Genomic DNA, 13728 nt, shown 5'->3' with positions numbered 1-13728 from the left:
GCTGAGGACCGGCACTGATCCGGGCCCATCAATCTGGTGCCCTTCACCGGGGGCGTCGGCGCGCCGTCGCCCCCGGTGACGGGCACCTTACTTACTAATTCTCTCCCGGCTAGCGCCGGACCGCATCCCGGCGGGCGACAGTGCCGCCGGCGGCGAGGTCCGTTGCCGTCTCGATACCGAGGGCCGTGCGGAGTTCTGATTCCCGCTCGCCCATGCCATCGCGGACCGCATCGGCGAAGTCGAGCAGGCCGTCCGTCAGCCGTCCGACGGCCCGGTTCAGGCCTTCGGGGCCGAGGGCGGACTGCGCTTCGGTGACTTTGCGGAAGGCGATAACGCCGATCGCGACGCCGATTCCCATCCAGATGATTCTGTTCATGTCAGGTGCTCCCGAAGTGTTTAGCGGCTGCGGCGGCCGGTGGCGGGCTTTTTGCGGGTGCTGAAGGCGGAGCGCACGCCGTAGCTGAAGGCTGCCACCTTGATCAGCGGCGAGCCCACGGTGGCGGCCATGAGCGAGGACAGCGCCGAGATGTTGGCGGAGGCGTCCGAGACGTTCGAGGAGATGCCGTCAACCTTCTTCAGCTGCTCGTTGGTGGTGGTCACCGTCGCGGTGACCTCGTCCATGAGCGGGGTGGCGCCGTCGCTGATGGAGCGGATAGTGGTCCGCATTTCGTCGAACACTCCCCCGAGCTTCAGGATCGGCACGGCGAGCAGCAGGACCAGCAGTGCAAACACTCCAGCCGCGATCAGGCCGGCAATATCGCCACCAGACATAGACACTCATCTCCTTGAACTGCAGTGGATACCTGCTTGTTGCGTCGGGTTCCGACGGTTTCGCCGACAGTTAAATCCGGCAAGCCGAACCGGCTCCCGGGGAACTCCCCCAAGTACCTTACATACAAAGAAGCCCGCGGCGCTTGCCACGGGCTTCTTTGTAGGTGATGCCTTTTGAATTAGCGTGCGTAGAATTCCACGACGAGCTGCTCTTCGCAGGTCACGGGGATCTCGGAGCGCTTGGGGCGACGCACCAGGCGGGCCTGCAGGGCGTCAAGCTTGACGTCCAGGTAAGCCGGAACGATCGGCAGGACGTCGCGGTGAGCGCCGGCTGCTGCAACCTGGAACGGAGGCATGGTCTCGCTGCGGCTGTGAACGTGGACCAGCTGGCCCTCGCCGACGCGGAAAGACGGGCGGTCAACGCGGATGCCGTCAACGAGGATGTGGCGGTGCACAACCAGCTGGCGGGCCTGGGCGATGGTGCGGGCGAAGCCGGCACGCAGCACGAGGGCGTCGAGACGCATTTCGAGCAGTTCGATCAGGTTTTCACCGGTCAGGCCCTTGGTGCGGCGTGCTTCTTCGAAGGCACGGGTCATCTGGGCTTCGCGGATGCCGTACTGGGCGCGCAGACGCTGCTTTTCGCGCAGACGTACGGCGTAGTCGGAGTCCTGCTTCTTGCGGGCACGGCCATGCTCACCGGGGCCGTACGGGCGGCGCTCCATGTACTTGGCGGCCTTGGGGGTCAGAGCGATGCCGAGTGCACGCGAAAGGCGTGCGGTACGGCGAGCACGAGTGTTGTTAGCCACTTGTGTCCTTCCAATATCTGCGGTGTGTCAGTGTTACTGGCCTCCACGATGGAGAGCATCGGCCAACCGCTGCCTTTTGCTACTGGGCACAGGGCAACCCTCATCGAACCGAAGTTTCCATGGATTGTGCGTCCGTGCCTTGCCAGACAACGATCCAGCCTACCAGATCCGGCCGGCGGACCGAAGTCAGATTCTGGCGTGCGCTCCCCGGACACCGCTGCGCCCGAAGGACGCCGCGCCCAGGAATTCCACGGCCACGAACGGTTTCGGGCCCACCACCCATTCGTCGTGTCCCGGCGGAATCGCGTAGGTGTCGTTGGCGTGGATCGTGGACCGCAGCCCTTCGGCCGTTTCGACTTCCATTTCACCGGAGATGCAGAAGCCGAGATGGTGGTGCAGGCAGACGTCGGTCCGCTCGTAGGGTCTGGTGTTCTCCGACCACCGCCAGCCCGGGCCCAGGATCAGCCGGGCCACCGAGTAGTCGTTCACTGTGCAGAGGTCGAATTCGGCCTTGTCCGGGCACCGTTTCTTGTCCGGCACATCGAAGGACTTCACTGCCATGGCTGTAACGAAGTTGATACTCATGGGACACCTGCCGGGGAGGGACGGGAACGCTCGCGCTGGATGAGCTGGGTTGGAGCGAAGCCGGCTGCCGTTCCGGGGTCCGGAACGAGGGAGCCAGCGATGTGACCGCGCTGTCCCCTGCGCCGCACGGACGGTCAGCAGATCCATGCCGCCGTAATTCCACGTTAGACCTCTTGGCCCCTATGTCAACGGCGGATTCCGGCGCCACCGGGCGCCGCCGACCAGCCGCAGGTCACGGGCGTTCAGTTGCCGCCCACGTGCCTTTCAGGTGCCGCGGATGATCCTCCGAAGCCGCTCGAGCCGGGTGGCGATGTCGCGTTCGGCCCCGTTGCCGGTGGGTTCGTAGTAGTTGCGCCCGACGAGGTCGTCCGGCGGGTACTGCTGCGTGGCGACGGCGTGCGGGGCATCGTGGGCGTATTTGTAGCCCTTGCCGTGGCCGAGCTGTTTCGAGCCCGGGTAGTGGGCGTCGCGAAGGTGGGCGGGGATGCCGTTCCCGAGCCCGGCGCGGACGTCGGCGATGGCCTGGTTAATGCCCATGTACGCGGCGTTGGACTTCGGCGCGGTGGCCAGATGCACCACGGCTTCGGCGAGGATGATGCGGCCTTCCGGCATGCCGATCAGCTGTACGGCCTGGGCCGCCGCGACGGCGGTCTGCAGCGCAGTCGGGTCAGCCATGCCGACGTCCTCGGCCGCCGAGATCACGATCCTGCGGGCCACGAACCGGGGGTCCTCACCCGCCTCCAGCATCCGGGCAAGGTAGTGCAGCGCGGCGTCGACGTCGGAACCCCGGATCGACTTGATGAACGCGCTGGCGACGTCGTAATGCTGGTCCCCGGCCCGGTCGTAGCGGACGGAGGCGACATCCAGGGCGCGCTCCGTGTGCTTGAGCTCGATCTTCACCGGGGCCGCCTCGGGCGCCCCGCTGGCTGTGCCGGCTACGACTGCGTCAGTGTCGTCCGCGTCCCCGAACGCGACGCCGGCCGCCGCCTCGAGCGCGGTCAGCGCACGCCGGGCGTCCCCGCCGGAGAGCCGGACGAGGTGTGCCAGGGCCTCGTCGCTGAGTTCCACTTTGCCGCCGAGCCCGCGGTCATCCGTTGCGGCCCGCAGGAGAAGGCCCTCGACGTCGGCGTCGGTGAGCGGTTTCAGGGTCAGCAGCAGCGAGCGGGACAGCAGTGGGGAAACGACGGAGAAGGAGGGGTTTTCGGTGGTCGCGGCGACCAGGACCACCCAGCGGTTCTCGACGCCGGGCAACAGGGCGTCCTGCTGGGCCTTGTTGAAGCGGTGGATCTCATCCAGGAAGAGGACGGTGGTGGTCTTGAACAGGTCGCGCGCGGTCAGGGCTTCGTCCATCACGCGGCGGACGTCCTTGACGCCGGCGGTGATGGCGGAGAGCTCGACGAACTTCCGCCCTGGGCCCTTGGCAATCACATGGGCAAGGGTGGTCTTGCCGGTACCCGGAGGACCCCAGAGGATCAGTGAACTGGGACCCGCGGGGCCGGTGGCGTCCGTGCCGGCGGCGAGCTGGCGCAGCGGCGAGCCTTGGCCGAGTAGGTGCTGCTGGCCCACGACATCATCGAGGGTGCGGGGCCGCATCCGGACGGCGAGGGGGCTCCGCGGGGAGACCCGGCGGCTCTCGCCGGTCTGGTCAGCGTCGCCGTCATCCTCGGTAGCGGCGCCGCCGTCCCGCCCTGCGCCAAAGAGATCATCCACATAGATAGGCTACTTCTAGTTCCCGCCTGTCCAGACACCCTCATAACGGAGACCCCGCCATGACAACCCCCGACACCCGTGTGGCCTTCGTCTCCGGCGACCGGCTGCCGGGCTGGGTGGACCGCTTCGCCGCGAGCCACGGCGCACTGGTGGAGGAGGAGCTCGACGCAGGTCTGCAGCTGCGCGCCGCCGACGGGGCCGTGGCTCTGCTCCAGGCGCCATGGCCGGTGGACGGCCGTCCTGGGCGCGGCGGCGACGCCGTCGCCCGCCTCGCTTCCCTGGCGTCCCAGTCGCGGGGCATCGGGGCGGTACTGGTCCGCCGCGGCGGTTACTCGGTGGCGGTGGTGAGCGGCGGCGCCGTGCTCGCGTCGAAGACCGGTACACGGCATGTCCAGTCCCGGACGGCTGCGGGCGGCTGGTCGCAGCAGCGCTTTGCCCGGCGCCGGGCGAACCAGGCCGATGCGCTGGTGGAGGCCGTTGCGGAGCATGCCGGGCGGATTTTCGCGGAGCACCCGATCGAGTATCTGGCTCCCGGCGGCGACCGGACCCTTGCGGACCAAGTGCTCGCCGAACCGGTGCTGAAGCAGTACGCGGCACGGCCGAGGCTGGCGTTCCTCGACGTCCCGGATCCGCGCGCCGCGGTACTGAAGAAGGCGGCCACGGACCTGTGCGCGGTGCGCATCCTGGTGACGGATCCACCGGAGTAGGGACGGCTTGAGCAACGGCCCTACCGCCACCTGTTACGGACTGTCCGGCAGCCCGCGCGCAGGAATCAGCCGTGGTGTCGGCGGGACTGCCAGGCCGAGTAGATCAGCCACCCCAACCAGATGCCCGATGAACAATCCGTTTACGGAACCCACTACGGGACCTTTTTGGCCCGCTCTGTGACTTAGAGCCGCTGTGAAGGGAAATTACGTCTGCAGCAAGGTCTCCAGGTGGGCCGTTCCGAACCCTCTGGGCACGGTCAGCTAGGCTCCGGACTATGCCTTCCTCCTGGACCGTTCTGATCTCACTTCACGCAATCGCCGCCAGCTACTCACTGATTTTCGGAGCCATGAACCTGCTGCGCAGGACCAAAGGCGGCCGCGTTCATCGGATCGTGGGCCGAATCTGGGCTGCTTCCATGTATGTCGTGGTGCTGACCTCGTTTGGAATCAGAACCATCGACGGCGGGTTCAATTGGCTCCACGCACTCTCAGTGCTGACGTTCTTCACACTAACAGCGGGACTGTGGGCCATCTGGAAGAGAAACATCAGGGCCCACCGCAGTTTCATGACGGGCAGCTACTTCGGTCTGATCGGCGCCTTTGTGGGCGTTCTGGCAGTGCCCTCGCGCCGCATTCCCCAGCTCGCCATCCACGAGCTCCCGCTGTTGGGTTTGTTGATCCTGGTCCTGCTGGGCACAGCCGCACTCACTCTCATCGGCATCGCCCAGCTCCGCAAAACACAGACGGTCCCCATCACCTAGTCCGGCCGGACACTCGCGGTATGGGGACCAAGAGCCGGAACAGGAAATTGCCTTACTCGTGGAGCTGGCAGCGAGTTCCTGGCGCCTCGAAGTTTCGTAAGCCGATTGGCTCCCGCACCTAGAACACTGGCGTCCCTGAACTAAATCCTAAGGATAAGGAAACCATGCAGCGAGACCAACCAGTTGTCAGTTGGGAAAGTGCCCTGATGCGCACTGTAGAAGGTTCGTTCTACCGTGCTGTGGATCCTGCCTATAGTGACGCGGCTCTTGCGGGATCTCGGGCTGCCGGCCGGTATTCGCCGCCAGAGGTCCCAACGCTGTACCTAAGTTCGTCACCTGAAGGTGTCGCCGCTGCAATGATCGCCCACACTGACGAACGCACTCCCGGTCGTGAGGTGTTGCAGTTCAATGTAGAGGCCAACCGTATTGTTGATCTTCGTGATCACGAAGCTCTGAAGTCCGCTGGAATCAGTCCCGCGGACGCCGCGGCGGACTGGCAACGAGCTGTTGCTGCGGGTGGAACGCCTCCGTCGTGGAAAGTTCGAGAGGCTCTGCAGAGTTTGGGCGCCAATGGACTAATCGACCCTTCACGCAAACGGCCGCAGCTCTGGCACCTAACGCTCTTCAACTGGAACGCTGATGGCGCTCCAAGTGTTCGGGTAGTTTCTCTCCGGTAGCGGATCCGTTTGCTCGTGGCCTACGCGCCATTCGGAGACTGTCTGGTAACCCTCGCCTTCGTCGATCGCGTGAGCTGCATCGACGGTGCCGAGGGGCACGACGCGAACCTCGGCAACTTCTGTGATGCAAACGGGCCGCCCTAACGAGTCAACGACCACACCGCGTTCACCGACGACCGGCAACTGCTCGGTCAGGCACAGTCGGTCAGGCACAGTCGGTCAGGCACATTGGAGCAGGAGCCATTCCGAATAGGGGTCGGCCGGGGTTGCTGGCCAGTACGGATCATCTGTGTCCGCCTCGGGCAGTGGATGCCCGGCGGTGAATTGGTGCCAGTCCGGGAAGGGGTCCGGGGGCAGGCCTGGGCCCGGATCCGCGGGCTGGCCTTGATCGGGGCCCGTGTCGGGGTCGGGTTCCGGGTTGGGTTCGTCCGTGGCCGGGATGTGGGGCAGCCAGTCTTCGGGCCAGTGGGGTGGGTCCCAGTCCTGGTGTTCGCTGGGGTAGTAGCGTCCGGACGGTGAGGTCCAGCCCGGCGGGTGGTCTTTGCTGGCCCGGTCCGGTGTCCAGGCGGAGGCGTGTTTAAGCCGGTGGTGTTTCGGGCAGGGCTGGCCGAGGTTCGAGATACCGGTGGTGCCGCCGTCGGCCCAGGCCAGGAGGTGGTCTGCCTCGTTGTCCACGGAGTGGTTGCCGCAGCCGGGGAACGGGCACCGGCCGTCGCGGAGCCGGAGCCAGTGGCGCTGGGCCGTCGTGAGCCGGTAGCTGGTCCGGCCGATTTCSAGCGGGGCGCCGTCSCGGGGGTCGGTCAGGACCCGGTGGAAGGAACCGGCGCCCTCGGCGATGAGGCGGCGGGCCATCGAGGGCGGGATCGGCCCGTAGCCATCCAGGACGGCCGGTTCGTCGGTGGCGCCGAGCARGGCCAGGACCGGGACGGTGACCAGGACCTGCGCCCGCGGGACCGGAACACCCGCACCGGTACCGGTGCCGCCGTCGGCCGTTCCGCCGTTTGTTCCGCCGCCCGTTCCCGTGCCGGTGCCGGTGGTGAGGAGCCATGTGGCGGTGATGTCGGCGCGGAGCTGGGTCAGGGTCCGGGGCTCGTCCGGGCTCTGGAGGGCACGGGCGGCAGCGGTGGCCCGTTCCCAGATCCCGGCGGCGGTGTCGGCCGGGAAATAGGCGGAGAGCCAGGCCATGCCGTCCCGGTCCGGGGTGTACTCGACCCGCCGGTCCGCGGCGCTCGTGGCGTGGCGTTCTTCAATGCCGGCCGGGTGGTGGCGTTCGCGCCAGGCGCGTGCCTTGGCCCGGAACCGGGACGGAACGAGGTCCCCGGCACGGCAGCCGCGGGCCGGGTTCGGCGCGGCCGGGTCCAGGAAGTGCGCTTCGAGCCCGGCCGCGCCGGCCGCATCCAGGGACGCGGTTTCGTCCACGAGGATCCGTGCGTGCTGCCAGGAGATCGCCCCGGACTCAAGGGCGGCCAGGGTCAGCGGCAGCGCCGTCGTCAGGGCGTAGGTTTCGGCGAGGAGGGCTGCGGCGGCGCGTTCGCTGACCGTCAGGACACAGGCGACCTCGGCCACCAGTGCCATCTCCTGTACGGCGCGGTCCCGCGGTGACGGCGCCGGCAGCGCCAGGAACCTGGTTGCCTGCGCGTAGTCGGCGGTCAGCCGCACCCTCAACGCCGCGGTCCGGGCCTCCATCCGGGCGACCTCGGCCAGCCCGTCCAGACAGGCGTCCGCCAGCCGCCGCAGCGGATCGCCGTCTCCCAACGGGTCGGCAGCAGGCGCACCGGCGTCGTCAGCCCCAACGCCGGCGCCGGCCAAGGCAGCCAGCGCGGCAACCGAGGCGGCGACGGCCTCCACGGCCGCACCGCTCTCCGCACTCAACGCTGTCCTGCTCTCCACACTCAGATCATCTCAGGAGGCACCGACAGAAATAGCGACATAGGCTGTCCTCGAGCGTGAGCATTGAGCCGAGGGACATCCCGCGACACCGGAGAGCCCTTAACGGCGGGAGCCGGAATCCTTAGCAGCCGGTCAGGTGCCGCTTGGGCCTGTCCTGACGGTAGAGGTAGCGGCCGGTTTCGCGGAACCCTGCCCGCGCGTACAGCTCACGGGCACCGGCGTTGGAGGCCATGACCAGCAGCCAGTACCCCGCCAGGCCGCGGGCCCCGCCCTCGTGCAGCAGCGCCCGGACCACCCGGCCGCCATAGCCCCGACGCCGTGCATCCGGACGCGTTGCCATGCAGTACAGCCCGCCCCACCCGGGCCCGGACGGGCCGGTGTTGGGCAAGGCGAGGCGTGCGACGGCGGCTGGCGCGCCGACGTCGTCCCGCACCAGAGCGTACAGCGAGGGGCACCCTTCGAGAATGCCGCGGGCCACGGCGAGCTCGTCCGCTCCCCCGCGGCCGTCGACGCTCCACCACAGCTCCAGCCATTCCGCCGACGGCTCGGCCGAAATTTCCACGGCAGGTTCGGGGGCGCCGGGCCCGACGCCGGACTCAGCACCGGGAACATGGACCAGCACCAAGGTTTCGGACTGCCGGGTGAACCCTTCGGCGTCGAGCACCGCGTTGAGCGCCGCGTGGCGTGAGCCGTCAAAAATTTGGAAGATGAGCGGAAGCCGCCGGCTGCGGTACCAAAGCCGCGCGTCACGGACTGCGGCGAGCTGCCGGTGCGGATCCTCGCCGGGATCCCTCGGCCAGACCGAGTTCGCCCGCTGGGTCACCCCTGACGCCGCCCGCAGCACCCACCCGCCGGATTCCTCGCGCTCCGCGGCAGGCCACGCTGCATCCATCAGCGTCTCCAGCCCGGGGATGGATCCAGGAATCATCCCGGGGCGCGGGTCCAGGTTCATCGGGCTACTCCGTCCGGGACGAATGCGGGCAACTAATGACAGACGGCAGGGACTCCCCGGTTGCCCGGGGAGTCCCTGCCGCTGAAGCTCGCAGGCTAGTCCCTGCCGTCCTCAGGCTTCTTGGGCTGCGGCTTGAAGTCGACGCCGGCTTCCTTGCGCTGCTGCGCCGTGATGGGAGCGGGAGCCTGGGTCAGCGGGTCGAAGCCGCCGCCGGACTTCGGGAACGCGATGACGTCGCGGATGGACTCCACACCGGCCAACAGGGCAACCACGCGGTCCCAGCCGAAGGCGATGCCGCCGTGCGGAGGGGCTCCGAACTTGAAGCCCTCCAGCAGGAAGCCGAACTTGGTCTGGGCGTCTTCCTTGTCCAGGCCCATGAGCTCGAAGACGCGTTCCTGGACGTCGCGCTCGTGGATACGGATCGAGCCGCCGCCAATTTCGTTGCCGTTGCAGACGATGTCGTAGGCGTAGGACAGCGCCGATTCGGGATCGGCGTCGAAGGAGTCCATGAACTCGGGCTTGGGCGAGGTGAACGCGTGGTGGACGGCGGTCCACTTGCCTGCGCCGACGGCGACGTCGCCGGAGGCGACCGCAGCGGCGGCCGGCTCGAACATCGGCGCGTCCACGACCCAGCAGAAGGCCCAGTCAGCGGGGTTGATGAGCCCGGTGCGGTGGCCGATCTCGACGCGGGCAGCGCCGAGGAGCGCGCGGGACGGGGTCTTCTCGCCGGCGGCGAAGAAGATGCAGTCGCCGGGCTTGGCGCCGACGGCGTCGGCGAGGCCCGCCCGCTCGGTCTCGGTGAGGTTCTTGGCGACGGGACCGGCGAGTTCGCCGTCTTCCTTGTACAGGACGTACGCCAGGCCCTTGGCGCCGCGCTGCTTGGCCCACTCCTGCCAGGCGTCGAGGGCCCGGCGGGCCTGGGAGGCGCCGCCGGGCATGACGACGGCGCCGACATAGGGCGCCTTGAAGACACCAAAGTTGGTGTCCTTGAAGAATTCGGTCAGCTCGGTGAGTTCCTGGCCGAAGCGCAGGTCCGGCTTGTCCGAGCCGTAGCGGGCCATGGCGTCGTGGTAGGTGATGCGCTGGATCGGCGTCGGGATCTCTACGTCGATCAGCTTCCACAGGGCCTTGACGATGTTCTCGCCCAGACGGATGATGTCGTCCTGCTCCACGAAGCTGGCCTCGATGTCCAGCTGGGTGAATTCCGGCTGGCGGTCCGCGCGGAAGTCTTCATCGCGGTAGCAACGGGCGATCTGGTAGTACTTTTCGAAGCCGCCCACCTGAAGGAGCTGCTTGAACAGCTGCGGGGACTGCGGCAGCGCGTACCAGGAACCCGGCGCCAGGCGGGCGGGAACCACAAAGTCGCGGGCGCCTTCCGGCGTCGAACGGGTCAGCGTGGGGGTTTCGATCTCCACGTAGCCGTCCTGGTGGAGCAGTTCGCGGGCCACCCGGTTGGCTTCCGAACGCAGACGCAGGTTACGGGCGGGGCCGGGGCGGCGCAGGTCCAGGTAGCGGTGCTTCAGGCGTGCTTCCTCGCCCACCTCAACGTGTTCGTCGATCTGGAACGGCAGCGGATCCGAGGTGTTGAGGATCGTGACCTTCTCGGCCATGACCTCGATCTCGCCGGTGGGAAGCGCCGGGTTCTCGTTGCCGTCGGGACGCTGGGAGACGGTGCCGACGATCTGCAGCACATACTCGTTGCGCAGTCCGTGGAAGACCTCTTCTTCACGGACCACAACCTGGGCGACGCCGGACGCGTCGCGCAGGTCAACGAATGCGACACCACCGTGGTCACGACGCCGGCCGACCCAGCCGGCGAGGGTTACGGTTTGTCCAATGTGCTCGGAGCGAAGTGATCCGAGGTCATGTGTGCGCAGCACAGCACGCCTTTCTGAAGAAGACAGAGGGAAAATCAAAAGCGATAACAAAACAATGACGTTCTAATATGATCGCTACGGGAACGATCCCGTTCGAGTTTACCCGTTGGAAAGGCCCCTTTTGCCATGGCAACCCGGCGCAACGGAACCCAGCCCGGTGACCAGCCCCTCGGTCAGCACCGCGATCAGCCCGGCGGCCGGCCTGGTCCGCAGCGGCCACCCCAGCGGCTGCAGCGCCGCCTCGGCGTGTTCGATTCCACGGCAATCGGCCTGGGTTCGATGCTGGGCGCCGGCGTGTTCGTCGTGTTCTCCCCCGCCGCAGCCCTGGCCGGGCCGCTGCTGACACTTTCCGTGGCCGTGGCCGGCGTCATCGCCTACTGCAATGCCGTCGCGTCGGCGCAGTTGGCGGCGAGGTACCCCGACAGCGGGGGAACTTACGTGTACGGGCGCCGGCAGCTCGGCCAGTGGCCGGGCTTCATTGCGGGCTGGGGTTTCATTACGGGTAAGACGGCGTCCTGCGCGGCGATGGCGCTGACGTTCGGGCACTACGTGGCGCCGGCCTATGCCACGCCGCTGGCGGTCGCCGGCGTCGTCGTCCTCACCGGAGTTAATCTGCTCGGCATCACGCGGACCGCACTGCTGACCAGGATCCTGCTGGCCGTCGTGTTGGCCACTCTCGTCTTCGTCGCCGTGGCATCCCTGCTCGGTCCGCACCCGGCGGGCGCCCCCGCGGTGTCGGCGGCGCCGGCCTATCCCGCGCCGCCCTCCGGCGGCTGGGGCGTCCTTCCCGCGGCGGGGCTGATGTTCTTCGCCTTCGCGGGTTATGCGCGGATCGCCACCCTCGGCGAGGAGGTCAAGGATCCCGCCCGTACCATCCCGCGGGCCATCCTGGCCGCACTGGCCGGGGCCTTCGTGATCTACCTTGGCCTGGCCGCGCTGCTGCAGTGGCACCTGCCCCCGCAGCAGCTGGCGGGTTCGACGGCGCCGCTGCTGGACGCGGTGGCGGTCTCCCGCCTCGGCGCCGGCGTCCCGTTCGTCCAGGCCGGAGCGGCGGCGGCCTGCCTCGGCGCGCTGCTGGCCCTGATCACCGGGGTCGGCCGGACCACGTTGGCGATGGCGCGGGAACGGGACCTGCCCGCCCCGCTGGCCAGGGTGGGCCGCGCCCGCACCGTACCGTTAACCGCGGAACTGGCCGTCGCGGCCGCCGTCGTGGTCCTGCTGCTGAGCACAGACGTGATGACCGTGGTCGGATTCTCCAGCTTCGGCGTGCTGGTCTATTACGCCGTGACGAACGCCGCGGCTTTCACGCTGGCCGGCCGCCCCTGGCATGCGCCGCGCTGGCTCAATGTGCTGGGCTTCCTCGGCTGCCTGGTCCTGGCCGTCACCCTGCCGCCGGCCTCCGTGCTGTTCATGGCGGCGGTGCTGGCGGCAGGGGTGGCCGGGCGGTTCCTCGTCCTGCTGGTGCGCAGGACGCGGGACACTAACGGGCCTGCCCGGAAGTCCTAGCCCGCGGCGATTACGCGCACGTGCAGGTCCTCCTCGGAGGGCGTCCACGAGTCCGGGTCGGCGTCGTACTGCTCGCCCGTGCGGATGTCTTTGACCTGGTGCTTGCCGTCGTCGTCAGTGAACCAGACAAACGGAATGCCGCGACGGTCGGCGAACTTGATCTGCTTGCCGAACTTCTCGGCCTTCGCGGCGACCTCCGTGGCGATGCCTCGGCTGCGCAGCTGCGCGGCGACATCCTGTGCGGCGGCCCAGCTGTCGTCGTTGCTGAGCGTCACCAGCACGGCGGTCGGCACGGAGCGGGTGGCTTTGGCCAGGTCCTGGCTCAGGATCCGCGACACCAGCCGGGTCACGCCGATCGAGAGGCCGACGCCGGGGAACTTGCGGTTGCCCTTGCTCGCCAGGGCGTCGTAGCGGCCGCCGGAGCAGATCGAGCCCAGCTGCTCGTGCCCCACCAGGACGGTTTCCACCACGGTGCCGGTGTAGTAATCGAGGCCGCGGGCGATGCTGAGATCGGCGACGACCCGTCCCGGCGCGTGCTGGACGGCGGCCGCAATGACCTGCTCCAGTTCGTTCAGGCCTTCCTCCAACAGCTCGTTGGTGACGCCGAGCGCCCGGACCTGCTCCACAAAGGACGTGTCCGTGGTGCGGATGCCCGCGAGCTTCAGGGCAGCCTGCGCCTGATCGTCAGTGGCGCCGAGTTCCTCCTTGAGCAACTCGACCACCTTCGCCGGGCCGACCTTCTCGAGTTTGTCGATGCTGCGCAGGACGCCCGCGGTGTCCGTGAGGCCGATCCCGGTGTAGAAGCCCTCGGCCAGCTTGCGGTTGTTGATCCGCAGCAGGAAGTCGGGGATGGGCAGCGCGTTGAGCGCCTCGGCAATCACCAGCGCGATTTCAACGTCGTACCGGAACGGCAGTTCGCCGTCGCCGACGACGTCGATGTCCGCCTGGGTGAACTCGCGGGCCCGTCCCTCCTGGGGACGTTCGCCGCGCCAGACCTTCTGGATCTGGTAACGGCGGAACGGGAACGCCAGGTAGCCGGCGTTTTCCACGACATACCGGGCGAAGGGCACGGTGAGGTCGAAGTGCAGGGCAAGGGCATGCGGGTCAGCCTTGGCCGCGGAGTCCTCATCGTCCTGGAGCCGGCTCAGGCCATAGACCTCTTTATCGATTTCCCCCTTGCGCAGCAACTGGCCCACCGTCTCCACGGCGCGGGTCTCGATCGAGGAGAAACCATGGAGCTCGAAGGTCCGGCGCAGCGTGTCCAGCACATGGAGTTCCACCAGCCGCTCCTCGGGAAGCCACTCGGGGAATCCTGACAGGGAGGCTGTGCGTGCCATGGTGAAATTTCTCCTCTGGTTACCACTGCGGTATCTCGTTGCTAGTGCAGTATCTTCGGGCGCGGGCGTCAGGCGGCATTCTCTCTGTCGAAACGTAACGAAGATAAGCGGCAGACCGGCCAGTCGTGCATAAACTGTGTGCGGCAGTC

At 67.8% G+C, this 13728-nt stretch carries 14 protein-coding genes; 4 read left to right on the top strand and 10 right to left on the bottom strand.

Features of this window, described 5'->3' with window-relative positions; all coding sequences use genetic code 11:
• Nucleotides 1–109: 109 nt before the first annotated feature.
• The 5 genes from AC1D1A_RS10740 to AC1D1A_RS10720 form a co-directional block, all read right to left on the bottom strand.
• Complete coding sequence (locus AC1D1A_RS10740) at nt 110–376, bottom strand: DUF6167 family protein (protein WP_253906754.1); 267 nt, start codon at nt 374–376, stop codon at nt 110–112.
• A 20-nt stretch (nt 377–396) separates the two neighbouring features.
• Nucleotides 397–771, bottom strand: coding sequence for a DUF948 domain-containing protein (locus AC1D1A_RS10735; protein ID WP_018773156.1), 375 nt, complete (start codon nt 769–771; stop codon nt 397–399).
• A 179-nt stretch (nt 772–950) separates the two neighbouring features.
• Nucleotides 951–1577, bottom strand: a complete 627-nt coding sequence (rpsD, locus tag AC1D1A_RS10730; protein ID WP_018773157.1) for a 30S ribosomal protein S4 — start codon at nt 1575–1577, stop codon at nt 951–953.
• A gap of 186 nt (nt 1578–1763) precedes the next feature.
• Nucleotides 1764–2162, bottom strand: a complete 399-nt coding sequence (locus tag AC1D1A_RS10725; RefSeq protein ID WP_028276474.1) for a cupin domain-containing protein — start codon at nt 2160–2162, stop codon at nt 1764–1766.
• Between the two features lie 264 nt (nt 2163–2426).
• Entirely contained in the window at nt 2427–3872 is a 1446-nt protein-coding gene (locus AC1D1A_RS10720) for a replication-associated recombination protein A (protein ID WP_476857085.1), read from the bottom strand.
• 59 nt (nt 3873–3931) lie between these two features.
• Between AC1D1A_RS10720 and AC1D1A_RS10715 the strand changes: the two genes are divergently transcribed.
• The 3 genes from AC1D1A_RS10715 to AC1D1A_RS10705 all read left to right on the top strand — a co-directional run bounded on the left by AC1D1A_RS10715 (nt 3932) and on the right by AC1D1A_RS10705 (nt 6017).
• Nucleotides 3932–4579, top strand: a complete 648-nt coding sequence (locus AC1D1A_RS10715; protein WP_476947715.1) for an acVLRF1 family peptidyl-tRNA hydrolase — start codon at nt 3932–3934, stop codon at nt 4577–4579.
• Between the two features lie 275 nt (nt 4580–4854).
• A complete protein-coding gene (locus tag AC1D1A_RS10710) occupies nt 4855–5340 on the top strand; it encodes a DUF2306 domain-containing protein (RefSeq protein ID WP_476872418.1) in 486 nt (161 codons plus the stop codon).
• A 164-nt stretch (nt 5341–5504) separates the two neighbouring features.
• The gene (locus tag AC1D1A_RS10705; protein ID WP_476930904.1) at nt 5505–6017 is read left to right on the top strand and encodes an RES family NAD+ phosphorylase; all 513 of its coding nucleotides are present in this window, start codon (nt 5505–5507) and stop codon (nt 6015–6017) included.
• Here AC1D1A_RS10705 and AC1D1A_RS10700 read toward each other — a convergent pair.
• The 4 genes from AC1D1A_RS10700 to aspS all read right to left on the bottom strand — a co-directional run bounded on the left by AC1D1A_RS10700 (nt 5955) and on the right by aspS (nt 10739).
• Nucleotides 5955–6230, bottom strand: a complete 276-nt coding sequence (locus tag AC1D1A_RS10700; protein WP_476947714.1) for an ASCH domain-containing protein — start codon at nt 6228–6230, stop codon at nt 5955–5957. The genes AC1D1A_RS10705 and AC1D1A_RS10700 overlap by 63 nt on opposite strands.
• A gap of 6 nt (nt 6231–6236) precedes the next feature.
• Nucleotides 6237–7907, bottom strand: coding sequence for an HNH endonuclease signature motif containing protein (locus AC1D1A_RS10695; RefSeq protein WP_476947713.1), 1671 nt, complete (start codon nt 7905–7907; stop codon nt 6237–6239).
• A gap of 121 nt (nt 7908–8028) precedes the next feature.
• Nucleotides 8029–8859, bottom strand: a complete 831-nt coding sequence (locus AC1D1A_RS10690) for a GNAT family N-acetyltransferase (protein WP_476947712.1) — start codon at nt 8857–8859, stop codon at nt 8029–8031.
• 95 nt (nt 8860–8954) lie between these two features.
• The gene (gene aspS, locus AC1D1A_RS10685) at nt 8955–10739 is read right to left on the bottom strand and encodes an aspartate--tRNA ligase (RefSeq protein WP_476849310.1); all 1785 of its coding nucleotides are present in this window, start codon (nt 10737–10739) and stop codon (nt 8955–8957) included.
• A 123-nt stretch (nt 10740–10862) separates the two neighbouring features.
• On the opposite strand from aspS, the gene AC1D1A_RS10680 reads away from it, so the two are divergent.
• Nucleotides 10863–12242, top strand: a complete 1380-nt coding sequence (locus AC1D1A_RS10680; protein ID WP_476947711.1) for an APC family permease — start codon at nt 10863–10865, stop codon at nt 12240–12242.
• Here AC1D1A_RS10680 and hisS read toward each other — a convergent pair.
• Nucleotides 12239–13579 carry a histidine--tRNA ligase gene (gene hisS, locus AC1D1A_RS10675; protein ID WP_476947710.1) on the bottom strand — a complete coding sequence of 447 codons (1341 nt, stop codon included), beginning with the start codon at nt 13577–13579 and terminating at the stop codon, nt 12239–12241. The genes AC1D1A_RS10680 and hisS overlap by 4 nt on opposite strands.
• Nucleotides 13580–13728: the final 149 nt, after the last annotated feature.

The sequence above is a fragment of the Arthrobacter sp. P1_B9 genome (assembly GCF_056406495.1).
Note: the sequence above shows the minus strand (reverse complement) of the source record. Positions and strands in the feature narration are given on the sequence as shown.

What these genes read in the sequence shown, in the direction of transcription:
- AC1D1A_RS10735 (WP_018773156.1), bottom strand. Translation starts at nt 771, where the DNA reads ATGTCTGGTGGCGATATTGCCGGCCTGATCGCGGCTGGAGTGTTTGCA.
- AC1D1A_RS10710 (WP_476872418.1), top strand. Translation starts at nt 4,855, where the DNA reads ATGCCTTCCTCCTGGACCGTTCTGATCTCACTTCACGCAATCGCCGCC.
- AC1D1A_RS10705 (WP_476930904.1), top strand. Translation starts at nt 5,505, where the DNA reads ATGCAGCGAGACCAACCAGTTGTCAGTTGGGAAAGTGCCCTGATGCGC.
- AC1D1A_RS10725 (WP_028276474.1), bottom strand. Translation starts at nt 2,162, where the DNA reads ATGAGTATCAACTTCGTTACAGCCATGGCAGTGAAGTCCTTCGATGTG.
- AC1D1A_RS10715 (WP_476947715.1), top strand. Translation starts at nt 3,932, where the DNA reads ATGACAACCCCCGACACCCGTGTGGCCTTCGTCTCCGGCGACCGGCTG.
- AC1D1A_RS10740 (WP_253906754.1), bottom strand. Translation starts at nt 376, where the DNA reads ATGAACAGAATCATCTGGATGGGAATCGGCGTCGCGATCGGCGTTATC.
- hisS (WP_476947710.1), bottom strand. Translation starts at nt 13,579, where the DNA reads ATGGCACGCACAGCCTCCCTGTCAGGATTCCCCGAGTGGCTTCCCGAG.
- AC1D1A_RS10690 (WP_476947712.1), bottom strand. Translation starts at nt 8,859, where the DNA reads ATGAACCTGGACCCGCGCCCCGGGATGATTCCTGGATCCATCCCCGGG.
- AC1D1A_RS10680 (WP_476947711.1), top strand. Translation starts at nt 10,863, where the DNA reads ATGGCAACCCGGCGCAACGGAACCCAGCCCGGTGACCAGCCCCTCGGT.